Consider the following 24,515-nt stretch of genomic DNA (forward strand, 5'->3'; position numbering starts at 1 on the left):
TATATTCAATGAAAAAGAAAAATTATCTGTCATTAATTATATCATTAATGATACAATTAAAGAAGAGTATGTACTTATCGCAATTCACAGGATAAAAGATAATATGGCTGATGTAACAGTTTCTTCTCCATTAGACAGTACATTTACCGATATTAGAGGTTGGATAGAAACTCAATATTTAGGAATACATGTATCCTGTTACGATTCTGATATAGTTCAAGTACTAAAAACTCCAAATCCCGATTCAGATGTTTCATTTGTCATACATAGACCTCAATGGAGAGATTTTTATATCGTATACAATGCTTATCAGAATTGGCTTTTCATACAAAATATAAATAATAAACATGAATATGGGTGGCTTTCTCCAAAATACCAATGTGATAACCCCTATACCTCTTGTAATTAGAAACTGTGAATGAATTAGAACTTTAATGTAATCCTGCCAATATGCTACTTATCAAGTATAATGGCAGGATTCTTTAGTATATCCGGACAAGAACATAAGTTCTCCTATTACGACAGTTTCCAATCCATTGAAAAATGTTACTTACAATGATTTTATTTCGAAGTAAATAACGTTTTATATTAGATGAAAAATCAGATGATAAAAGCATTATACTCTTCACTGAACGAATGCGAGCCGTTTTCGTGTGTGAAATCGGTTCCGAGAAAATGATCGGATAACGTACAGAGAGCGTGTTTGCAGTCACTCTGCCGGATGGCTATCGATACGCAATGATTGTCATTCCCGTACGAAATCATCAGGATAGGTATGTCGTGCAGCAATTCGATGATACGGCTGCTTGCATCCGAATCTCCCCAATTCAGTTTTCCGAGTATGCTGATAGTGGCAATATTGTTTTCCGTGATTAATTCGGCAAATCCTGACAGCTCACGGCGGAGCAGGCTCAGGGTTTCGGTATCTGTTTCTATCGCCATCGAAATGTTGGTGCTGGATGATGTCATCAGATAAATGGATACCTTGTACTTCGCAAAGACAGAAAGTGTTTTCTCCAGAAAGCGGAAGGAAGAAACACTTCCCGATGAGTGCAGTCGGATGTAGGTGATGTGCTTTCGGGCTGTGATAGCTTTTACGGTATGCGTTTCTTCTTGTATCTCGCTGATGAGGCGAATGATGCGGCCTTGTCCGTTTATCAGACGGATGTTAATCTGATATTGATGGGCAAGCGAGAGGCTGCGGGGCGATACCAGACGAACGCCGGCATTGATGAGGCTTTCGGCTTCTTCGAAGGAGAACATGGAGCCGTTGTTTTCTTCCGGCTTTTTGTTGTCGTACGGGATGTATATTTCTTTTGCCTGTGTTCGTTGTATGAGTTCTTGAGCACGGAAAGCGATAGCCAGATATACGGCATAAGCGCAACTGTCGCCTTTGGCGATATATTCTACTTCACCGTAAGCATTCTGGCATACAAGCGACTGGGTGACATAGACTGCGGCTTGTGCTGTTTGCGAGAAAGCTTGTGCCTGCTGGCAGATTGTTTCTAAATCAGGTTTTCCGTCAGCATCCAGGTGCATCAGTATGGCAGCATCTGCTACAGTGGCATCGATGTGTCGGCTTTTTAAATAGGCGGCTATCAGTGCGGAAGAAATGTATTCTCCCGAAATGAGTAATCTGCGTTCGTCGGACTGGCTGAACGTATTGTTTGCCAGTTGCCGGATATATTGGAAGTTGGATGTGATCTGTGTTTGGGCAAACTCAAAGGCAGGACCATGATCGGGCAGGAATCCGGAAACAGTTTCCATGCAGCGTTTTTCCAGATGCAGGATGGCTTGTGAAGCCTTTTCCTCTTCGGCACGGAACAGATGGATGGAAATATCTTGCAGGCTGCGTTTAATCCAGTCGAAAGCAGGAACGATAACGAGGAGAGGAGCTTCCTTGCAGATGACATCGGCGAGTTGCAGGATGTCTTCGGGAGCTGTTACTGTTTCTAAATTGCAGACTTTCATTTCTTTTCTTTTACGTTAAGTGTTTGGTAATCTATGCCTTTTGTTTACCTTTTCTGTCTTTGTTTGTACAGTCGTTTTGTAACGAGGCGTAAAGATACATATTTTTATGAAATCATATTCCTTTCCTAAACTTTTGTGTGAAGGAGAATTAAAATAAAGGAAAACGGTTTGAAGAAGGCTTAAAAATGCCTTGCCGTAATGAGTTTATCCGATTTTTTAAGTCGTCTTTCGGTTTTTTCTCTATATTTGCAACCGTCTGAATGAAACTATATGCACGAAAACACATTACATAGCCAGAGAAAATCGATCCGTTTCCGCCGCTGGAGCCGGAAAAATTATGCTGCGTTCGGGAGTCTGCACCGGCATGTGACGATTGGAAGGGTGTGTAAGGGAATTGCTGATTCATCGTTGGATAAGGCAAGACATATTGTGCCAGTAGCCGGTAACGGGCAGCGTGTATATGCCATGGACGGCATCAGGGAGCAGGATGCTTCGCAGCAGGATATAGGGATTCCTTTGGGATGTGTCATGCTGCTTCTGATGGGACAACCTGTGGTTGTTGAACCGACGGGTAGTGAGGTCGCTTGTATTAAAAAGATTCAGAATAATTGTCATTTATCGAAACGGAATGGCGAAAGGATTCGTGTGCTATCTTGGTTATAGATGCACTCGGGTACTTTCGCCATTCCGCTTTTTTATGTATACAAAAAATAGATTATGATTGAAAAATTAGAAAAGAAAGTTGACGATGGTCTTGCACTGACGCAGGAAGAGGCGCTTTGGCTGGCGGAGAAAGCTCCTTTGGATGAATTGTGTGAAGCGGCTCATCGGATTACGATGAAATATGCTTCGCATAAGTTTGATATGTGTTCCATCATCAATGCCAAGTCGGGACGCTGTTCCGAGGACTGCAAGTGGTGTGCCCAGTCGGCACATTATGCAACGGGTGTTGAGGTGTACGGACTGGTTTCGCAGGAGGAATGTCTGCGTCATGCAAAGGCGAACGAAGAACAGGGAGTTTCTCGCTTCTCGCTGGTGACGAGTGGACGGAAACCTTCCAATAAGGAGATAGAGGCTTTGTGCCAGCATTTTGCATACTTGAAAGAGCACTCGGACATACATCTTTGCGCTTCGCTGGGGCTGGCTACTGAGGAACAGCTCGCATTGCTTCATGAAGCAGGGGTAGTCCGCTATCATTGTAATCTGGAAACAGCTCCTTCTCATTTCGCCAATCTCTGTTCTACTCATACACAGGAAGAGAAGTTGGCTACCATACAGGCTGCCCGTCGTACGGGAATGGATGTGTGTTGCGGTGGAATTATCGGAATGGGGGAAACCATGCAGCAGCGTGTGGAGTTTGCCTTTACCCTGAAATCGCTGGATATTCAGTCTATCCCGCTCAACTTGTTGCAGCCGATAAAAGGTACTCCGCTGGAAACGGAGCCTGCGCTCTCGGAAGAAGAGGTCTTGCGTACGGTAGCCATGTTCCGTTTTGTCAATCCTTCGGCTTATCTTCGCTTTGCGGGAGGACGTTCACAACTGAGTGACGAGGCGGTACGTAAGGCGATGTATATCGGAGTAAACTCGGCTATTGTGGGAGATTTGCTGACAACGCTGGGCTCGAAAGTAGCAGAAGATAAAAAACGAATAAAGGAGGTGGGCTATGAATTATGAACAATGTGTTGATAACTTCGACAGGGAGCATTTGTGGCATCCCTATACGTCGACCATTAACCCGTTGCCTACGTATAAGGTAAAACGGGCAAAAGGGTGTATCATTACGCTGGAAGACGGTACGGAGCTGGTAGACGGTATGTCGTCGTGGTGGTGTGCCGTACATGGATATAATCATCCGGTATTGAATCGGGCGATTGAAGAGCAGTTGAAAAACATGTCGCATGTGATGTTTGGAGGACTGACGCACGAGCCTGCCATCGCATTGGGAAAGTTGCTTCTGAAGATTGTTCCACCTTCCATGCAGAAGATTTTTTATGCCGACAGTGGTTCGGTGGCTGTGGAGGTCGCACTGAAGATGGCGGTGCAGTATCAGTTTGCTGCGGGAAAGCCTGAAAAGAACAATTTTGTGACGATCCGTTCCGGTTATCATGGAGATACGTGGAATGCGATGTCGGTGTGCGATCCGGTGACGGGCATGCATAGTTTGTTCGGTTCGGCACTTCCGGTACGTTATTTTGTGCCTGCGCCTCAGTGCCGTTTCGGTGCCGAATGGGATGAGAAGGATATTCTTCCACTGAAGGAAACAATCGAAAAGCATCATCAGACGCTTGCCGGACTGATACTTGAACCGATTGTTCAGGGAGCTGGTGGTATGCGTTTTTATCATCCGCAGTATCTGCGTGAGGCGGCTAAGTTGTGCCGCGAATATGGTTTGCTGCTTATCTTCGACGAGATTGCTACGGGTTTCGGACGTACCGGAAAACTGTTTGCCTGGGAACATGCTGGAGTAGAACCTGATATCATGTGTATCGGTAAGGCGCTGACCGGAGGGTATATGACTTTCTCGGCCGTGCTGACTTCCGATAAGGTGGCGGACTGTATTTCTTCGCACGAGCCGCATGCTTTTATGCACGGACCTACTTTTATGGGAAATCCGCTTGCCTGTGCGGTGGCTTGCGCTTCTGTCAATCTGCTCTTGTCCAGTGGATGGGAAGAGAAGGTGAAACGCATTGAGTCGCAACTGCGGGAGGAACTGCTTCCGGCTGCCGGACTGCCTCAGGTGGCAGACGTGCGTGTGCTGGGAGCTATCGGAGTCATCGAGATGAAGAATCCGGTGGATATGGCATGGATGCAGCGCCGGTTTGTGGAAGAAGGTATCTGGGTGCGTCCGTTCGGACGGCTGGTATATATCATGCCTCCGTTTATTATCAGCAAGGAGGAACTGACGAAGCTGACTTCCGGCTTGCTGAAGATTGTAAGAGAAATAACCTGTTAAATAAAAAAAGGAAAGGAATGGAAACGATGGTTTCATCGGATAATTTATATAGCCGGACGCTCGATGCGCTGGAGGAAGCGGGCAATCTGCGGACGCTGTCGCAGGCAGAACATCAAGGAAAATGGATCTGGAAGGAAGGCAAGCGCATGCTGAATCTTTCTTCGAATGACTATCTGGGACTGGCTGCCGACACTGCGCTGCGTGATGAGTTTATGCGGACGCTTTCGGAACGTGATTTTCTGTTCTCGTCGTCGTCGTCGCGCCTGCTGACCGGTAACTTTACCGTATACGATGAGTTGGAACAGATGCTTGCCGAGATGTTCGGAGCAAGTGGTGCGCTGGTTTTTTCGAGTGGTTATCACATGAATACGGGAATACTTCCCGCCGTGGCTGATGCGCATACACTGATTCTGGCAGACAAGCTGGTACATGCCAGTCTGATTGACGGAATCCGGCTGTCGGCTGCACGGTGCATCCGTTATCGTCATCAGGATTACGGGCAACTGGAGGCTTTGCTTGCCAAGAGTTATAAAGACTACGAACGGATTATTATCGTAACGGAGAGTGTCTTCAGTATGGATGGAGATGTGGCTCCTCTCGACCGACTGGTGGACTTGAAAAAGCGTTATCCCGGTGTGATGCTGTATGTGGATGAGGCTCACGGTATCGGTGTACGTGGCAAAAACGGACTGGGTGTGGCCGAGGAACAGGGATGTCTGAAGGATATCGACTTCCTGTGTGGTACGTTTGGCAAGGCGTTGGCTTCGGTCGGAGCATATGTAGTGTGCAGTGAGGTGATGCGCTCGTTTCTGGTTAACCGGATGCGGACATTTATCTTTACGACAGCACTTCCTCCGCTGAATGTGGCATGGACAAAGTTTATCCTGTCGCGCTTGGAAGGCTGGAATGACCGTCGGGAACGGCTGGCAAAGGCGGCTCTTCGGGTGCAGGCGGCTGTCCGGGCTTCAGGGCATGAGTGTCCTTCCTCAAGTCATATTGTTCCCTTTATTGTGGGAGAGAGCAGCAAGACTATCCTGAAAGCAGAAGACATGCAGCGGAAAGGATTTTATGTGTTGCCGGTTCGTCCGCCTACGGTTCCCGAAGGAACTTCCCGCTTGCGTATTTCGCTGACGGCAGCTATTACGGAAGAGGAAGTGGACAGCTTATGCCGTGAATTGTAAAGATTATGAACGTTTAAAAAACATCGGCGCAAATGTATGGAAACGTCGGCACGTTTTACTGAAAACGTCGGCGTGTTTTTCTAAAATGTCAGCACGTTTTAATACATGTGTGTCGAATGACTGAATATGAAGCAAGTATTTATAAAAAAAGAGGGTAATCCGCGCTTGCTGCTCTTCTTTGCAGGGTGGGGAAGTGACGAGAATTTATTTCACCGTCCGGTAGCAGAAGGGTACGACTATCTGCTTTGTTTTGATTACCGTACGCTGGACTTCGATTATTCTTTGTTGGATGGCTATCGTGAAATCAGGCTGCTTGCCTGGTCGATGGGGGTATGGGTAGCCGGGCAGATTCTTTCGGGACGTACCTGTCCTTGGAAGATGAAACTGGCTGTCAACGGTACATCTTTCCCGATAGATGACCAGCGGGGGATTGCGGAAGCGGTTTTTCACGGTACTCTGGAGAATTTTTCGGATGCTACGCTGGCACGTTTCCGCCGGAGGATATGTGGCGGTGCGGGACAGGTGAAGGAGTTTCTTTCGCATCAGCCGTACCGTACGACGGAGGAACTAAGAGCGGAACTGGCAGCTTTGGAGCATGAGGTCGGAAAGGCTCAGCCTGTGACTTTTGTATGGGACAAGGCTATCATCGGCTTGTGCGACAAGATTTTTATTCCAGCGAATCAGCGTGCCGCTTGGACAGGTACGGAAGTGATGGAGGTGGAAGCGGAACATTATGACACGGTGCTGTTCGACCGTCTGCTGGAAGGAAAGGGGGACGAATGGACAAGACATTGATTCGCCGCCGTTTTGCCAAGGCTGTGAGCAGCTATTCCATACGGGCGGATGTACAGCGGCAGATTGCTTACCACATGGTTGATGCGATAGGCAAGTATATCCCTTCGGGGGGACGGCGTAATGTGCTGGAGATTGGCTGCGGAACGGGTATGTTTACTCGTGCTTTTCTGCATCGTGCTACTCCCGAACATTTGTTGTTGAACGATTTGTGTCCAGAGGTGGAACCGTATCTCACCGACTTACTTGCTAATAAGAGAATCCGCTTTGCTGCATCCGATGCGGAGGCGTTGAATTTCCCGTCGGGGCAGAATCTGATTGTGTCGTGCTCTGCCATTCAGTGGTTCGATCAGCCGGAAAAGTTTCTGGCTGGCTGTCGCAGGCTTCTGACGGCTGATGGCTATCTGGCTTTCAGTACGTTTGGCCCTCAGAATGTAAAGGAGGTAGTATCGCTTACTTCGGATACACTTCCTTATCGTTCGCTGGCGGAACTGACAAAGGTTTTGTCGACTGAATACCAGATTGTGTATAGTCGGGAGGAAAAGCTGAAATTGTCGTTTGCTTCGCCGCTGGATGTACTGAAGCATCTGAAGGAAACGGGGGTGACGGGCATACGTCAGCAAAGTTGGACGAGGGGAGAACTAAACGATTTCTGCCGCCGTTATAAAGAGCTGTATACGGCTTCCGATGGAACTGTTCCGTTGACTTATCATCCTATTTATATGATTTGTAAAAAGTAAAATGTAATAATATGAAAGACAATGTTTTTTTTGTGAGCGGCATTGATACCAATGTCGGAAAGAGTTATGCTACTGGTTATCTGGCTAAGACATGGAACGAACAAGGCGTGCGTACGATTACGCAGAAATTTATTCAGACAGGAAATGTCGGTATGTCGGAGGATATTGAACTGCACCGCAAGATTATGGGAACTGGTTTGCTGCCAGAAGATGAGAGTGGACTGACTATGCCCGAAATATTTACTTATCCCTGCTCGCCTCATCTGGCAGCCGAAATAGATCATCGTCCGATTGATTTCGACAAGATAGAAAAGGCTACCCGCCAGTTGAGTGAAACCTATGATGCGGTCTTGCTGGAAGGAGCAGGCGGACTGATGGTTCCGCTTACTCGCGACTTGCTGACAATCGATTATGTGGCGCAGAAAAACTATCCGTTGATTTTTGTGACTTCGGGGAAACTGGGAAGCATCAACCATACTTTGCTGAGTCTGGAGGCTGTTACCCGTCGGGGTATTCGTCTGCACACCGTGGCTTATAATCTTTTTCCGGAAGAAGATGATGATATTATCCGTCGGGATACAGAAGCCTATATCCGTGACTTGCTGGCAAAGGAATATCCGGAAACTCATTTCGTGGTTATCCCGAAATTATAACTATAGGCACAAATACTTTAAATGGAGAAATCTCCTGCCTTGGTTCATGCTAATTACATGACTGAGGCAGGAGATTTTTATTTAGTAACTTACAGATACAAATAAGGCTGTTTCATCTTTTATATTGAAACAGCCCCTTTCATCTTTTTCCTGGGTGGACCTGGAGGGGATCGAACCCTCGTCCAAACAAGGAAGCCATATGCTTTCTACATGCTTATCTCTGCCTTCGGTTTTCGTGCATAAGCAAGACCAGAGCCACCCACTTATACCTTAGTCCCTAAAATTTCATTTCAACCTCGGAACCCGATTGAAACTATTCCCGAATTTGCTGTGCCGCTTGACCAAACGCTTCGGAACAAGAGCTTTTGAGCGACATCTCGTTTCCATCACTGTGACGGAAATAAAGCTAATCTACTATTCTTCGATTAAGCAGCGAGAGCATAATTTTCGTTGCCAGATAATTGTTCAGTAACTGAGATTATAGTGCAAATCACTGACGCACTGCATGCTTACATACCACATCTCTCGCTGTCAAATCCAGTCAAGCCCAAGCATGTGATAATTATTGTGCACAAAGATAGGAAATATTTGTGAATTCGCCAAAATATAATGGATTTTAGCTATTTTTGGTGACTTTAATGAATTAATTAAACGATAAAGAATATGAAATTAGTAGGTGTATGTATGGCTGCTATGATTTTGGCGGGAAGCAGTTGCACGGGAAATGCCAACCGTACGAAAACTGTAACCGGGAATACGGATTCGTTATATTTGCTGGTAGGTAGTTATGCTCGGGCTCAGGAGGAGGGCATTCGTGTATATGTATTTAACCAGGAAACAGGAAAAGGGACGTTCCGGAGTGGCTTGTCCGGCATTTCGAACCCTTCTTTTCTTACTCCGTCGGCCGACGGTAGCCGGGTATATGCGGTAGGAGAGGATGAAGGGGTTTCTTCTACTGCCAATGCGTTGTCGTTTGATCGGGCGAAAGGAACGCTTTCACTGATCAACTCTCAACCGACTAATGGAGGTGCACCTTGTAATATTACGCTGAGTCCAAAGGAAGATTATGTATTGACAGCCAATTATATGGGTGGTAGTATAACGGTATTTCCTTTAGGTAATCGTGGGGAACTGCTGGCGGGTGATACCTTGACTTTTACGGGTAGTGGACCGGATAAGGAGCGACAGGCTCAGCCCCATCTCCATAGTGTGCTTTTTACACCGGACAATCGTTTGTTGCTGGCGAATGATTTGGGAACCGACTGTATTCATGTATTTCCCGTAAATAATAAGAAGAATGGGAACTTGTTGAATCGTACAGAATTTTATGACGTGCGATTGGTTCCAGGAGCCGGACCACGACATACGTGCTTTGCACCGGACGGAAAGCATGCTTACCTCATTACGGAACTTTCGGGTGATGTTATCGTGCTCTCGTACGATGAAATGAAGCTGGATACTATTCAGACTATCAAAGCTGATACACTTGCAGCCCGTGGTAGTGCGGATATTCATATTTCACCAGACGGTGACTTTGTCTATGCTTCTAATCGTTTGAAAGGAGATGGTATTGCCATTTTCTCAGTCAGTTCGGAAGATGGTACGCTGGAAAAGGTAGGTTATCAGCCTACAGGAGTTCATCCACGTAACTTTGTCATTACGCCAAATGGTAAATATTTACTCGTCGCTTGTCGAGATACGAATGAAATTCAGGTATTTGCACGTGATGCGGAAACTGGATTGCTGAAAGATACTGGTGAGAAAATTGAAATGTCGAAGCCGGTTTGTCTGAAGTTTGTTCCGATGGAGTGATAGTAATCCTCATCCGAAATTTGTTTTTACGGCATAAAAGAGGCTTGTCGTTCCTCCGAAACGGAGTTTGACAAGCCTCTTTTTATCATATCAGATCTTACATCCCGTTACTTATTTACTTTTTGTCTGTCATCTGGTAAACCAGTGTACCACCTTTCATAATATCGGCATGTGAAATGAAGTTCTTGGTATACGGCTCACCGTTCAACGTAATACTCTTTACATACTTGTTGGCTTCAGAAAGTCCTTCTGCCTTGATGGTAAAGGTCTTTCCGTCTGTCAGGTGAAGTACGAATTCTGGCATCTGAGGAGCTCCGAACACATATTCACCGCTTACGGGATTGACCGGGTAGAATCCCATGGCAGAGAACATATACCATGCTGACATTTGTCCGCAGTCATCGTTACCACATAATCCGTTCGGTTTGGGGGAATATTGTGTGTCGAAGATTTCGCGAATCAGTTCTTGGGTACGTTCAGGGCGTCCGGCAAGGGCATACAGATAAGTTACATGATGGCTGGGTTCATTACCATGTGCATATTGTCCGATCAGTCCGGTCACATCGGCCTGAGTTGTTTCCAACTTCAATGTAAATACGGAATCCAACTTGTTGAGGAATGCTTCTTCTCCACCAAACAAAGCTATTAATCCCGGTACATCATGTTGTACATGCCAGGTATATTGCCATGCATTTCCTTCGGTATAGTCACCGCCTACGCTTTCAGAATGTCCTATCTGACTGGGGTTGAACGGAGTTTTCCAGGTTCCGTCTGATTTCTTGGGGCGCATGAACTTCGTACTTGGGTCGAACAGGTTTTTGTAGAAATCTGCCCGACGTGAGAAATATGCAGCATCTTCTGATTTTCCCATACGTTTGGCCATGTCGGCTGCTGCATAGTCGTCGTATACGCTTTCCAAAGTAGATGAAACAGATTCAGCCTCGGTCAGGTCGGTCGGGAAATACCCGTATTTCATATAGTTTTCCCAGTTTGATTTTAACGGATGCGATACGGTTTGAGTACGTTTAATTGCATTGAATGCACGTTCTGCATCAAATCCTCGGAATCCTTTGGCATAAGCTTCAGCAACGACAGAAACTCCATGGTTGGCTACCATGCAGAAGTTTTCCTTGCCCCACAGTCCCCAGATCGGGAGATATCCTTGTACTTCGGCCTGATCTACCAGCGAGTTGATGAATCCGTCTACACGTTCAGGAACCATCAGCGTATAAAACGGGTGAGCAGCACGATAAGTGTCCCATAAAGAGAAGGTAGAATAGAATTTACCCCCTGTAGCTTTTACTACAGAATCGGCTGCATTGCGATAACGTCCGTCAACGTCTGATATTTCGTTCGGCTGAATCAGCGCATGATAGAAGCTGGTGTAGAAGTTTGTTTTTTCTTCGTCTGTACCTTCCACTTCAATGCGACTCAGGTAACTGTTCCAGTCGGCTTTAGCCGCTGTTCGTACCCCTTCGAAATCCCATCCGGGAACTTCAGCAGCCATATTGGCCTTGGCTCCTTCTACTCCGGTGGTGGAGAGCGCTACTTTCATCAGCACTTCTTCTCCCGGCTGGAGATTGAAGCTTGCAACGATTCGTTTGCCTTTTTCGACTTCTGCCATAGGAAGCTCAAAATGATCGATGACCGGACGGCTGAACTGCATGACAAAATAGTAATCCTGATCAACCCATACTTTGTTGTTTACATGACCGGTAAGTGTGCTGTCATTTTCCCAAGTAACTTCACAACTGTTAACTTGAGTATGGTATTGTTTTTCGTTCCATACCGGTCCATGCTGTAAATCGATTAATATGGAAGCAGAATCTGCTTTCTCATACGTATACCGATGCAGGGCTGTATGTGTTGTGGCAGTCAGTTCTGCCTTTACGTTTGCTTGATCGAGTGTAACGGTATAATAACCGGGAGTAGCGCTTTCAGTATTTTTTTGAAAACTGCTTCGGTAAGCATCCCAGGCCCGGTGACGCTGCCCCGTAAAAGGCATCACCAAAATATCACCTAGGTCCATACATCCGGTTCCGTTCAGGTGAGTCTGAGTGAATCCCCAAATGATAGAGTCGGCGTACATGTATTCGGAGCAATATCTCCATCCTACAGCGCCTGTTACAGGACTGGTTTGTATCATTCCAAAAGGACGGCAGGCCCCCGGAAACGTATGTCCGTTGTCAGCAGCTCCAATGAAAGGATCAACATATTGTGTATAATCGGTTTGTAATGTTTCTTGCTTGGCTGTACTGCAACTGTAAAATGCGCTTCCCAGTGCCAGGGTATATAAGAATACAGAAAGTTTTTTCATGAATCAGGTTAATAAAAGAGTGTGGAAAACAGGTATATTACCATAGAGAATATACCAGAAGAATTAGTCTTCTGTAACCTCTATGGTAATATAGGGAATACTAATTATCGTTTGGAATAACGATATCTATTTTATACATAAGTTTCGAGGAACTTAACATGACCATTTGGAACTACTTCCAGTGTCTTGGTTGTAGCGGGGAACAAGACTGATTCTCCTGCCTGCATGTTGATGGTATTTCCTTCATTGTCGGTTACAGTGCAAGCACCTTCCATGCAGATATAAATAACGAATGAATCCAGTTCTGTATAATCCATGCTCATCTGTTCTGTCAAATCGTATACAGAAGTAGTAAAGTAAGGACAGGTTACCAGTTCTACCGGTTCATTCTGTTTAGGAGTATAATGAGTACGATAGTCTTCCGATACAGTATAGTCGATTGCATCTTTTGACAACTCAGTATGCAATTCACGAGTATTTCCGTTTTTATCTTTGCGGTTGAAGTCGTAGATGCGGTATGTAATGTTTGAAGTCTGCTGGATTTCTGCGATGAAACAGCCTGCTCCGATACTGTGAATACGTCCTGCCGGCAAGAAGAAAACATCACCCGGTTGTACTGCATAGTCGGAAAGTGCATCGCAGATTGTATTGTCGGCGATCATTGCAGCATACTGGTCGGGAGTGATTTGTTTGCTCAAACCAGAACGTAAGTGTGCTTTTCCTCCATCATTGCCTATTACATACCACATTTCAGTTTTTCCCATCGAATTGTGACGTTTCATAGCCAATTCATCATTCGGGTGAACCTGAATAGACAAGTCCTGCTGTGCATCAATAAATTTTATCAGCAAAGGGAATTTACCGTTGAAGCGTTTGTAGTTGGTTTCACCTACCAGAGCACCTTTGTATTCGCTTACCATTTGTGTAAGGTTCTTGCCTGCATCAACTCCGTCGGCAACTATTGATTCATCACCCGGAACATCTGATATTTCCCAGCTTTCACCAACTTGTGCTTGCTGGCAATTTAAATGTTTGAACGGAATAATTTTTTCTCCTCCCCAAATAGTGGATTTTAAGATTGGTTTAAATTTTAAAGGGTACATAAGTGTTATAATTAGGTTTACAATTGTAGGCAAATGTAACAAAAACTCGTGATAGTTCAATGAATATTTTGCTTATTCTGGAGAAGCTCTTATGAGGCGCTTGGAGTTTTATATTTTTCTATGGTACTTTTGCAGTTGATTGGTTATGCAAGGATAAACTATCTTGAGAGAACTTTCGTATATTTCTTTTACATCTGTTCTGTCCAATTGCTTCAGGGACCTCGTTTGGTCATTGTAATAAAAAAGGCTGTTCCAATATTGAAACAGCCTTTTTATTGCTATATGTTTAACAGAAAATTAAATTTTGTTGCCAAAAGTAATATTGAATCCTAAGCTGACATTGGTATTCAGTTTTCCTACCGGAACGTATTGTGGAGTTACTTTTGTCATCAGGTGATCCATTCCAATAAAGAAGTTGAAACCACATGGGTGGAAGTTCAATATCCATCCAAAGGATGAACCAAATGATGATATGCCATAGTTGACACCAGCATCAAACCATTTGACGGGAGTTACATTTGCTGATATACGTCCTTCGCTCCAGCTATATTTACCATTAATACGTGTTGAAGACAAGAACCCGAAATGTAATTTATCGTACAAGGGGAATGTATAATCTGCTCCTATATTCAATGTAGCTCCTAATGCTTTTGTTGAACTGCTTCCTGTTTCTGAACGGTGGAAACTTGCATAATTTTCAACGTCTTTTCCTAAATCTTCCAACTGATCTTCAAGTGGCTTGTCACCGTCTGCATCGTCTGATCCCATTGCTATATTTTTGAAACCATCGAATTCCCAAGGCTTATTGCTTGTTGCAGCTTTAATGGTATTGTTCCATGAAATGAATCCCAAATCGAGAATGGCAGCCGACAGAGTCAGGTCTTCACGAAGTTTATAAGTGGCACCTAAGTCTACAGCCATACCGAATCCTGTAAGTCCTGGATTATCCAAGTCTATATTTTCCCAATCTATCAAATCTTTTTCAGATGGACTGTTTACTTCTTTTCCACTTTCTCCTTTGGTGGGCATAGTTAATCCTTTTACAGAAGCATTCATCTCTCCATTTGCTTGAACCATCCATTTGTCTTCTGCCATCTGGACTTTCATATCGTTCATTTTGACATCAACGTTGCCCAATCCTAACAAGAACTTCAGTTTACCACCGACATTCAATTTGTCATTGATCTGACGAGAATGTCCTAAGGCTATTTCTGCATAGTTGTTCGATGAGATGCCTAAATCATCCATTTCGTATACGGAGTTGCTACTGTTCATGCCTAATTTCATGAATTCGAATAAACCACGAGGCAAATTCAGGCTGGTAGTTGAACGCATATTGATGTCGATTGTATTAAATCCTCCCCAAGCACGGAATCCTGCAGAAAGTAATGTCATATTCAGGTCGACGTTGATGCGGTTGTTGTCTTTCAGTTTACCGAGGAACTCGCTGCTACTAATATTGCCATTCATGAAGGTTGTTAGTTTATCGTTTCCATACGGGTAAAGGAAAGTATTTACTCCGACGTTAGATTGTGCTCCAACATTGATGTTTCCTAAGCCAGGGATGGCAACGTAATTTCTTTCAGGTGCAAAGGCCGGGTTCATCAAATGGCGATATGTGTATCCTTCAAGAAAGTAACCAGAGTGCAAGGATTGTGCAGAAGCGGCTGTACCCAAGCATATAAAAATTATAGCTGTAAAAAGGTGAAATATGCTATTCTTTTTCATATAATTCAATAATTATTATTTTATAGGTTTAATTAATTCATGTCAACGGTAACGCCGCCTTTTACTTTTATAACCATCTTGTCCAAGCGGAGATATTGATTCTTATTCAGAATTTTTCCACTTGTTTCAGCAGATGAGGTTGCTGCAACTTCATAGCTGAGTCCATCCAGTTGCTTGAATACATTGGTATCTGTTGCTTTCAATGTAATTTCAAGTGGGGTTACTACTCCCTCGTCGGTACCTGCTGCTATTTTACTTGAAACTGTTGTAGAGATTTCATCCAATACCTTTCCGTCCTTGTCTATTGCATTTACAGTCATATCCATTGTCAGAGGGATGGTATTGGTTGCTTCCATCGAAACGACCAGTTCCTTTACAGAAAGGTCTTTGATATCTTTATTCCAATCGTTTAGAATGTCACTGTAGACAATGTTTGTGCCTTCATTGAATTGCAAAGGAGCATTTATCTCATAGTTGGTCTTTACATTGTATGTACTTCCTAAGACGAAAGAGCAACTTTTATCGGCAGCTTTTGCCTCGATGTTGTCCATACGGATTTCATCAGGAATAGTTGCTATTAAGTCATTCAGGTTTTCAACTGTTACGCAGGCGTCAGCGCCTTCTACATCCTCGTTCAGTCTGTGCAGACAGATAATGTAATCGTTGGGCTGATCACCTGGTATGGTAATCAGATTGGGTGCCTGACCTACGGGAACAGATGCAATCAGTTGACCATTTTTGTACGATTTCAAGACACCATTGACATTAATTTCGACAGGTGAGGTATTACTAACCGTCAGATATATCTTAGGATCAGTCATATTGATTTTGACTTGTTCATCTTTCAAGAAGTCTGGCAAATTGTTTATAGTGATAGGATTGATTGATACATTAATCTCAGGATCGACTTTTGCTGTAATCTGAGTCAGCTGGATTTCATCGATCTTGAATTCGGTATTCATTATCATTTGGATTGCACTACCTCCTGCAATCGTACTCGTTCCGTTTATTTTTATATCATCAGCAATAACTAAATGTCCCGGAGCTACAAGACCTTTTCCTGCTCCCATTGCTTTGAAATCGATATGTGTGATATTAATAGGAATATTGAGCGATGATGTACTTGAAACATTAATGTCTTGTTTAAATGTCAATATACTTCCTTCTATATTAACTCGCTGGTCTGTTGTAGTGATAGTCATGTATTCAGGAAACTCAATTTTGAATTCTTTTTTGAGTGTCAGTGAATTATTCCCTTCTATGCTCATGTGCAATGAAGCAGGCATAATAACATCTGAACTATATAACTCGGTTACGTCAGTCGTTATGTTTCTTTTGTCAATATTGAAAGATGTGTTATCGTTTACGGTAGCTTCTAATATACCACTTGGCGATACCATATAGTTTAATTCTGTTCTTGCAGACTGAAGTGCAATTTCACTCGATTTAATAGTGATTTCTTCAATAGAAACACGAGTATCAGAACCTTTGCCTGCTTGAGAAAGGGCATAGTTGCCGTCGGCGTCTGCCTTTACAGTACTTCCTTCGTCCAAATCAAAAATCTTTTCCAGTGTGATGTCTTTGGTATTGCTTGCTGGAATAGTTAGATTTTCGCCGCCAACAGTGACTGTCATGTCGAGATCCTTACTTAGATCATAGTCATTGTCTACACACGCTGTCATACAAGCAGATAGTAATATGAATGCGCAAGATAATGTTTGGGTTGTTAATTGTTTTTTCATGAAATATATTATAAAAGTGAATAAATAAGCATTGCTGTCTGATAGAACACTCTTTTTATAAAAAATGTTTTTTATTTGAAATAAAAAAACGATTTCTTATTTGCTTAAACCGATATAAGTATCCGTATAAGATATTTATAGGGTCGTAATTAGTTCTATCGGGCAGCAATGATAAAATAAAAGCCTATGTTTTAATTGCTAATTTTATAGAGGTGCAACTTCTGTAAGCATCTGATAAACCGAACTGCATACTCCTAACAGAATAACTCCCATCAGGCAGATGAAGAGACAGGCACGGGTCATCGTGCTGCTCTTGAATGTAGCAAGTGGTGTATCGTTTGGTGTAATGTACATGGCTTTGACAATCAACAAGTAGTAATACAATGAGATGATTGTATTGACCAAGGCCAAAAATACTACCAGCCAATGTCCTGCATGGAATGCAGCAGCAAATACAAAGAACTTAGAGAAGAATCCTGCAAAGGGAGGAATACCTGCCAGTGAGAACAAGGCAATAGTCATAACAAAACTCAGTTTCGGATTTGTTTTGTAGAAACCATTATAAGCATCACGGTCTACAGCACCTCCATTATGTTGCTCTACGGTATTGATAACACCGAATACTGCCAAGTTAGCAACAATGTAAACTACTACGTAATACACCAGTGAAGCCATTCCTTGAGCTGAAGCTCCCAGTACGGCAAGCATAATATATCCAGCTTGTGAGATACTACTATATGCCATGAAGCGTTTCAAGTCTTTTTGCAGGATAGCAAATATGTTGGCTATGGTGATGGTCAATACGATTACAACAGAAAGCAACAAACTCCAGTCGGCAACCATCGGAGTAAATACTTTCAGCAGGATGCTCATCAAGGCAAAGGCAGCAGCTCCTTTCGAAATGACAGAAAGGTAGGCACTGACGGTTGTTGGAGCTCCCTGATAAGTATCAGGTGTCCACATGTGGAAGGGAACAAGACTCAGTTTGAATCCTAATCCGGCGAAGAACAGTACCATTGCCAGTATCTGAAGCGGACTTCCTACCAGTTGTGTACTCAGGTCATTGAAATACATCGTTCCACAAGTACCATATACTAATGATAAGCCATAAAGCATTAATCCTGATGAGAACATGGCATTTAAAATGAACTTAGCTCCGGCTTCAGCACTATGGTGGCGATATTTATCGAATGCAACAAGACAAGCCATTGGGATGCTGGCAAGCTCCAGTCCGACATAGAACAGCAGGAAGCTGCCTGCACTGACCATATAGTACATACCCAGTAGGGTAGAAAGTGTCAGTAAATAAAATTCACCTGCCTTATGGCGAGTGTCTTCACGGTTCAGCCAAGTGTCTGCTTGCATAAATACCAACAAGGTTCCCAATGTAAGAATAATTTTTACGACAGAGGTCATCGGAGTATTTTGAAACATGCCTCCAAATGCCTCTCCACTGGCGGTAGAACCGAATATATTATTAAGTAGCAGGATAACGAGCAATGCGCAGGAAAGTCTTTGCATGTTTTTCGGAGACGGTGTCTTCTGAAATAAATCGGCAAGTAGCACGATTATCAGAATGATTGCCAAACCGATTTCTGCCTGCATAGTATGTATAGTTGTTATGATATCCATAATGCATTATAATTGACAAAGTTGTGAAATAATAGGTTCTACACTGCCGCTGATTACATGACTTACCCAGTAAGGAGCCAGACCTAATCCAGCTACAGCTACGATAAGACAGATGACAGCAAAACGTTCATCCCATGTTGCATCAGTCAGTTTCAGATGTTCCGGGTTGGTGCAAGTGCCATACAGTATCTTTCCGACTACACGCAGGATGTAGACTGCTGTAATGACAATACTCATTGTAGCAATAATGGTACATACACGGTGGAAAGCATCTGCATGTTGGAAAGAACCAACAAATACTGTCATTTCTGCAATAAAACCACTTAAACCCGGAAGACCGAGGTTAGCAAGTCCGGCAATAACGTATCCTACAGAAAGGAAAGGCATAATTTTCATCAGGCCACTTAACTGGCGGATATCACGCGTATGTGTACGGCCGTAAATCATACCGATTAATGCGAAGAACAAGGCTGTCATTAATCCGTGGCTCAACATCTGGAGAATAGCACCTGTTGCACTTACCTTTGTCATCATCAGCAGAGCAAAAAGCACCAGTCCGCAGTGGCTTACTGAAGAGTAGGCATTGATGTATTTCAAATCGGTTTGTACTACCGCACTAAAAGCACCGTATACCACTGAAATGGTCGTCAGTACCAAGAAGAAGTCTCCCCAAATAGCAGCACCGGTAGGCATCAGGAACATGGCGATACGGAAGCATCCGTAGCCTCCCAGTTTCATCAATACACCGGCATGCAACATAGAAACGGCAGTCGGTGCTGAAGCATGACCATCGGGGCTCCATGTATGGAAAGGGAATAAAGCACCCAGTACACCAAATCCGAGGAATACCATCGGGAAGAAAATACGCTGCATTTCGGTTGGTATCTGTAACTTGACAATCTCAAGGATGTTCATGGTTTCACCTCCGGCACCGTAGAAGATACCCAGAATACCAATCAGCAAGAAGGCGGAACCTCCCATCAACATCAGTGTCAGTTTCATTGCTGCATATTCTTTTTTACCACTACCCCATACACCGATAAGCAGGTACATTGGAATCAAGGCAACTTCGTAGAACATGAACATGGTGAAAAGGTCAGTAGAAATAAAGAAACCGAATACTCCTGTGCTCAATAAGGTAAACCAGAGGAAATATTCTTTAGTCAATGGTTTCAGTTTCCATGATGCAAAGGTTCCTGTAAAGACGATGATGGAACTCAGTAATAGCATTACTACAGAAATACCATCTACACCAACCGAATAAGCAATATGCAATGGAGCATACCAGGTAATGCTGTCTGTAAATAACATTTCATCTGTAGCTCCGCCGTTTCGTAGTCCTATATAAGAAACTGTCAGGTAGGCAGCAAGAATCAACAGAAGTGTTGAGCCGGCCACCATTACTCCTCTTACCTGGTTCACGTTGCGCGCGATCCATAGTCCGAGCAACATGAGCAGAGGAATTAAAACAAAAAGACTTAATATATTCATAATACTAATAACATGACGGTTAATACTATAACTCCGCCCAGGAACCACATGGTGTAGCTCTGAACTTTACCATTTTGTAAAGGTTGTACACTTTCGCCGGCTGCATTGGTACTCCAGGCCATGAAGTTCATGAACTGATCAATAACATGACGGTCGAACCATGCAAGTGGAGTAGATATGCAACGGAAAATAATTTTCTTGGTAACGAACAACCATATTTCATCCATATAGAAACGTCTGTATGCTGCACGATGCAAGGTACTGAAACGTTTTGCCAGCATGTCTGCAACGGGCTGTTTATCGCGTGCATACATCCATGTAGCAAGTACAATAGCTATGACAGCTACGATGACACTGGTTATAGCTACTTGTGCGTTGAGGTGAATATCGTATGCTTCGCCGTTAGCCGAAACAAAGTGTCCGAAAGGAAGAATCCATCCGCAGACGATGGTTACGGCAGCAAGGAACATCAGCGGGAAGGTCATAGTCAGAGGACTTTCGTGAGGAACGTGCTCTGCATGAAGTTCTTTATTTTCTGTACCCCAGAAGATTCCGTAGTATAAGCGGAACATATAGAAAGCTGTCATACCTGCAATGATTGTCATGATCCATCCCATTACCGGGCTGAACTGGAAGCAGGCAGTCAGAATCTCATCCTTCGAGAAGAAACCAGAGAACGGAGGAATACCGGCAATAGCCAGACAGGCAATCAGGAATGTGATGTGAGTGATAGGCATATATTTGCGAAGTCCTCCCATGGTAGACATTTCGTTGCTATGTACTGCGTGGATAATACATCCGGCTCCTAAGAACAGTAAGGCTTTGAACATGGCATGAGTGAACAGGTGGAACATTCCTGCCATATAACCTAAACCACCTTCGTGCGGGCTGTTGGAAGTACATACACCAAGTGCAACCATCATAAAACCAATTTGTGAGATTGTTGAGAAGGCGAGTACACGTTTGATATCGCTTTGTGCACAGGCTACAGATGCTGCATAGAAAGCGGTAAATGCTCCTACGTAAGCAACCCAGTGCAGGGTGTGGGGAGCGAATCCGATAAATAGCGGGAACATGCGGGCTACCAGATAGACACCTGCTACAACCATTGTTGCTGCATGGATCAGGGCGCTGACTGGAGTCGGACCTTCCATGGCATCAGGCAACCAGATATGCAGCGGGAACATGGCACTTTTTCCGGCACCACCCACGAACATCAGTCCCAGTGCCCAAGGAAGTACCATTCCGGCTTTCATCAGTTGTTCTTCACCCGGAGTGAAGGTAAAGGTATGCATGTAGTAGCCGTAAATCAGAATACCGATCAGGAATCCAAGGTCGGCAAATCGAGTCACGATAAATGCTTTCTTGCTGGCCGCAATAGCTTCCGGTTTAGTATAGTAGAAACCGATGAGCAAGTAAGAAGAAACACCTACCAGCTCCCAGAACACATACATCTGGAAAATATTCGTAGCGAGGACAAGTCCCAGCATTGAAAATGTAAAGAGCGACAGGAATGCGTAATAACGCTGGAATCCTTTTTCTCCTTTCATGTAGCCGAATGAGTAGATGTGTACCATCAGGCTGACTGTAGAAATGACTACCAGCATCATGACCGAAATAGGATCGAGCAGGATTCCCATGTCAATATGAAGGGAGTCGGTGAAAGGTAGCCACTGGATGTTCCACGGAGTCAGTGTCGGGAATACTCCTTCGGCAGTACGTGGCGCTGTAAAGTAATTGATAGCGGTGAGGTAACTCAATACGGTAACTATAGCCAGTGAGAGAGTTCCGATCAGCCCCGCTATACGATGCTTCATGAACATGCCTGTCAGTCCCAGGATCAGGAAGCTTAGCACAGGCAGTGCGAGTATCAGAATTGTATATTCCATAATCAAAATACTGTTTTAGTTATCCTTTCAGATCGGTAATATCGTCGGTCAAGATTTGTTTGATATTGCGGTACACATTAATAATAATGGCAATGGCAACAGCGGTTTCTGCGGCTGCGATAGCGATACCAAACAGACTGAAGAAATGACCTTCCAGATGATCCGGAAAAAGGTAACGATTGAATACTGCAAAGTTGATGTTTGTTGCGTTCAGCATAAGCTCTACCGAGATGAGCAGGGCAAGCAGGTTTTTACGGGTAAAGAATCCATAAATTCCGCAGAACATCATAATGGTACTGATGACCAGATAATGTATTACGTGTATTTCTATTTCCATAATCGTAATTTTTTATTTTTCCTTTCTTGCTATCAGAATACCACCGATCATACATGCCAGCAACAGGACGCTGACTACTTCGAACGGTAGAACGAACTGGTATTTTCCGGTACCGATTAGTGCGAGACCGATTTCACGAGCAGGCAATTCTACGCCTTGTGGAATCATGTTGAGTGCAAATCCGTTGGTGAAAACCAAGAATAATACCAGCGCTGCTCCAATAACAGTGGTAAGTAGTACACTAATTAGTTTAGCCCGATTCATCCGGTATTTCATGTCCTTATCCGACTGAGTCAGCAGGATGGAGAATACATATAATACAACAATACCTCCGGCGTATACCATTAACTGTACAGCTCCCAGGAAGGTGTATCCCAATACGCCATAGATAGCTCCGGTGCCGAACAGCACGAAAAGCAGATAAGTGGCGGCACGTAAGATTTTTCCAGTCGTTACAGCCAGTACGGAAAATACTGCAATAGCTGCTGCAACAACATAGAATACGATTTCTTGAAGTGTTAATTCCATATTCTCTCCTTTTTATTTAGCAAGTGTTGAACCTTCGTGGTTTAGTGTCAGCAGGAGCTTATCTTTTTCGAAGACTGCATTTTCAAAATCATTGCTGAACTTGATGGCTCCATGAGGACATGCGTTGACGCATAATTCACAGAACATGCATGAGCCCAGATTGTATTGGTATTTCACTAAAACCTTTTTCTTTTTACCATCTTCATCTTCGCGCATTTCAGAAATAACCTTGATGGTGCCGTTTGGGCAGGACATCTGGCACAAGCCGCAGGCTATGCAGTGATGATGGTTCTCACTGTCGTGTATCATAACAAGCTTTGCGCGGTGACGTTCGGGAATATGCAATGTAGTATGACGGTTCTCCGGATACTGTTCGGTTACTTTAGGCTGCCAGAACACTTTCATGGATGTACGCATACCGATCAGCAGGCTTTTTACTCCTGAAGCAAATCCTTTTATATATTCACTAAAACTTTCCATAATGTTTTGTTGATAGCAATTCCTATCTTATCGGTTGATTAAAATGTTAATCCAAAAACTTTGCATAAAGCCATAACCAGCAGTACGACTAATGAGAGCGGCATCAGGTATTTCCATTCCAGTGTAAGTACCTGGTCGATACGCAGACGAGGGAATGTCCAGCGAATCCACATTAGCAGGAATACAATGAAGAAGGTCTTCCCTACAAACCAGATTACACCCGGAATATAATCCATGACCGCGTTGAACCCATCCAGTCCGGCGATATGTAATGGCATCCAGCCTCCTAAGAAGAGGGTAGTAGCGATACCGGCAGTAATGAATAGGTTCAAGTACTCTGCCAGATAGAAGAATCCGAAGTGCATACCAGAATATTCGGTGTGATAACCTGCGGTAAGTTCTTGTTCTGCTTCAGCAAGGTCGAACGGGCCACGGTTTGCTTCTGCATTACCGGCAATCAGGTAAATGATGAATGCTGCGATAGCTGGAATATGTCCCTTGAAGATATTCCATCCGTCAGCTTGTCCGCTTACGATTTGCTGGATATCCATGGTACCGCTCAGCATGACCATTGTCAGTACTGTCAGGCCGATAGAAAGTTCATAACTAATAATCATGGCACCGCTTCGTACGGCTCCGATGATGGTATATTTGCTGTTACTACTCCATCCGGCGAGCAGGATACCCAAAACGCCGATAGATGAGGCAGCAAGTACAAAGAAGATACCGATGTTCATGTGAAGAATTTCTCCTCCCTTATTCCATGGCAGGCATGAAAAGGTAAGAATGGAAGCCAGTATAACCAAGAAGGGAGCAAGGTTATAAAGAAAGTGATCGGAGTTCTTCAGTTCGATGATTTCCTTTGTCAGGATTTTGATAACGTCGGCTGGTACCTGTAGCAAGCCTCCTTTACCTCCTACGCGGTTCGGGCCGATACGGCACTGGAAAGCTGCGCAGACTTTACGCTCCATATAGATTAATATGATGGCAAGTACGGCATACAGTACCAAGATTACGACGCCTACTACCAGTCCTTCCAGAAAGATGGCCAGCCCTTCTGGCATCACGCTGCATAATGCGGAGTGGATTGCCAGAAAAAGTGGTTCAAGATTATAATAATCTAAAAACATATACTTTTTAAATTAGAAATGATAAATTAAGAAAGA

19 protein-coding genes, 1 other RNA gene and 1 pseudogene are annotated in these 24,515 nt (G+C 44.0%); 8 read left to right on the top strand and 13 right to left on the bottom strand.

The features are described 5' to 3' along the window. Positions 1-409, top strand: a 409-nt coding sequence (locus WKT12_RS12915) for a hypothetical protein (protein ID WP_340319941.1), incomplete at its 5' end; no start/stop codon positions are given. A gap of 191 nt (positions 410-600) precedes the next feature. Here the strand turns inward: WKT12_RS12915 and WKT12_RS12920 are convergent. Beyond that, complete coding sequence (locus WKT12_RS12920) at positions 601-1,971, bottom strand: ACT domain-containing protein (protein ID WP_340319942.1); 1,371 nt, start codon at positions 1,969-1,971, stop codon at positions 601-603. Between the two features lie 270 nt (positions 1,972-2,241). Here WKT12_RS12920 and WKT12_RS12925 point away from each other — a divergent pair, with 270 nt between their 5' ends. From WKT12_RS12925 to bioD, 6 genes and pseudogenes are all read left to right on the top strand, one after another. Beyond that, positions 2,242-2,634, top strand: coding sequence for a hypothetical protein (locus tag WKT12_RS12925; RefSeq protein ID WP_340319943.1), 393 nt, complete (start codon positions 2,242-2,244; stop codon positions 2,632-2,634). 54 nt (positions 2,635-2,688) lie between these two features. Further along, positions 2,689-4,924 (top strand): annotated as a pseudogene (gene bioA, locus WKT12_RS12930) (adenosylmethionine--8-amino-7-oxononanoate transaminase). A gap of 17 nt (positions 4,925-4,941) precedes the next feature. Further along, positions 4,942-6,105 (top strand): 8-amino-7-oxononanoate synthase, encoded by a 1,164-nt coding sequence (locus tag WKT12_RS12935; protein WP_445323146.1) that lies wholly within the window; start codon positions 4,942-4,944, stop codon positions 6,103-6,105. A gap of 126 nt (positions 6,106-6,231) precedes the next feature. Continuing rightward, positions 6,232-6,900, top strand: coding sequence for a pimeloyl-ACP methyl esterase BioG family protein (locus WKT12_RS12940; RefSeq protein WP_340319944.1), 669 nt, complete (start codon positions 6,232-6,234; stop codon positions 6,898-6,900). Further along, positions 6,885-7,637, top strand: a complete 753-nt coding sequence (gene bioC, locus WKT12_RS12945; protein WP_340319945.1) for a malonyl-ACP O-methyltransferase BioC — start codon at positions 6,885-6,887, stop codon at positions 7,635-7,637. The genes WKT12_RS12940 and bioC overlap by 16 nt, the downstream gene beginning before the upstream one ends. An 11-nt stretch (positions 7,638-7,648) precedes the next feature. Continuing rightward, positions 7,649-8,290: a dethiobiotin synthase gene (gene bioD, locus WKT12_RS12950; protein WP_302571210.1), complete on the top strand. Its 642-nt coding sequence runs from the start codon at positions 7,649-7,651 to the stop codon at positions 8,288-8,290. Between the two features lie 152 nt (positions 8,291-8,442). On the opposite strand, the gene ssrA is transcribed toward bioD, so the two are convergent. Next, positions 8,443-8,839: a transfer-messenger RNA gene (gene ssrA / locus WKT12_RS12955) on the bottom strand. Between the two features lie 114 nt (positions 8,840-8,953). Between ssrA and WKT12_RS12960 the strand changes: the two genes are divergently transcribed. Then, a complete protein-coding gene (locus tag WKT12_RS12960) occupies positions 8,954-10,102 on the top strand; it encodes a lactonase family protein (protein WP_340319946.1) in 1,149 nt (382 codons plus the stop codon). A gap of 115 nt (positions 10,103-10,217) precedes the next feature. Here WKT12_RS12960 and WKT12_RS12965 read toward each other — a convergent pair whose 3' ends face one another. From WKT12_RS12965 to nuoH, 11 genes are all read right to left on the bottom strand, one after another. Beyond that, positions 10,218-12,419, bottom strand: a complete 2,202-nt coding sequence (locus tag WKT12_RS12965) for a GH92 family glycosyl hydrolase (RefSeq protein WP_340319947.1) — start codon at positions 12,417-12,419, stop codon at positions 10,218-10,220. 131 nt (positions 12,420-12,550) lie between these two features. Further along, a complete protein-coding gene (locus WKT12_RS12970) occupies positions 12,551-13,522 on the bottom strand; it encodes a type I phosphomannose isomerase catalytic subunit (RefSeq protein ID WP_340319948.1) in 972 nt (323 codons plus the stop codon). A 297-nt stretch (positions 13,523-13,819) separates the two neighbouring features. Continuing rightward, positions 13,820-15,250 (bottom strand): DUF5723 family protein, encoded by a 1,431-nt coding sequence (locus tag WKT12_RS12975; RefSeq protein WP_340319949.1) that lies wholly within the window; start codon positions 15,248-15,250, stop codon positions 13,820-13,822. Between the two features lie 32 nt (positions 15,251-15,282). Beyond that, on the bottom strand, positions 15,283-16,992 hold the full coding sequence (locus WKT12_RS12980; RefSeq protein ID WP_340319950.1) for a hypothetical protein: 1,710 nt from the start codon (positions 16,990-16,992) through the stop codon (positions 15,283-15,285). 204 nt (positions 16,993-17,196) lie between these two features. Next, positions 17,197-18,624 (bottom strand): NADH-quinone oxidoreductase subunit N, encoded by a 1,428-nt coding sequence (locus tag WKT12_RS12985; RefSeq protein WP_340319951.1) that lies wholly within the window; start codon positions 18,622-18,624, stop codon positions 17,197-17,199. A 6-nt stretch (positions 18,625-18,630) separates the two neighbouring features. After that, on the bottom strand, positions 18,631-20,115 hold the full coding sequence (locus tag WKT12_RS12990; RefSeq protein ID WP_340319952.1) for a complex I subunit 4 family protein: 1,485 nt from the start codon (positions 20,113-20,115) through the stop codon (positions 18,631-18,633). Then, positions 20,112-22,004, bottom strand: coding sequence for an NADH-quinone oxidoreductase subunit L (gene nuoL / locus WKT12_RS12995; protein ID WP_340319953.1), 1,893 nt, complete (start codon positions 22,002-22,004; stop codon positions 20,112-20,114). Before nuoL ends, WKT12_RS12990 begins: the two co-directional genes overlap by 4 nt. 19 nt (positions 22,005-22,023) lie before the next feature. Then, positions 22,024-22,341: an NADH-quinone oxidoreductase subunit NuoK gene (gene nuoK / locus WKT12_RS13000; RefSeq protein ID WP_021970686.1), complete on the bottom strand. Its 318-nt coding sequence runs from the start codon at positions 22,339-22,341 to the stop codon at positions 22,024-22,026. A gap of 12 nt (positions 22,342-22,353) precedes the next feature. Further along, positions 22,354-22,869, bottom strand: a complete 516-nt coding sequence (locus tag WKT12_RS13005; RefSeq protein ID WP_021970687.1) for an NADH-quinone oxidoreductase subunit J family protein — start codon at positions 22,867-22,869, stop codon at positions 22,354-22,356. Positions 22,870-22,881: 12 nt separating this feature from the next. Then, positions 22,882-23,349, bottom strand: coding sequence for a 4Fe-4S binding protein (locus tag WKT12_RS13010; RefSeq protein ID WP_340319954.1), 468 nt, complete (start codon positions 23,347-23,349; stop codon positions 22,882-22,884). A 38-nt stretch (positions 23,350-23,387) separates the two neighbouring features. Next, positions 23,388-24,479 (bottom strand): NADH-quinone oxidoreductase subunit NuoH, encoded by a 1,092-nt coding sequence (gene nuoH / locus WKT12_RS13015; protein ID WP_021970689.1) that lies wholly within the window; start codon positions 24,477-24,479, stop codon positions 23,388-23,390. Between the last annotated feature and the right edge of the window lie 36 nt (positions 24,480-24,515).

Source organism: Phocaeicola sp. HCN-6420 (genome assembly GCF_037890145.1).
GTDB lineage: Bacteria > Bacteroidota > Bacteroidia > Bacteroidales > Bacteroidaceae > Phocaeicola.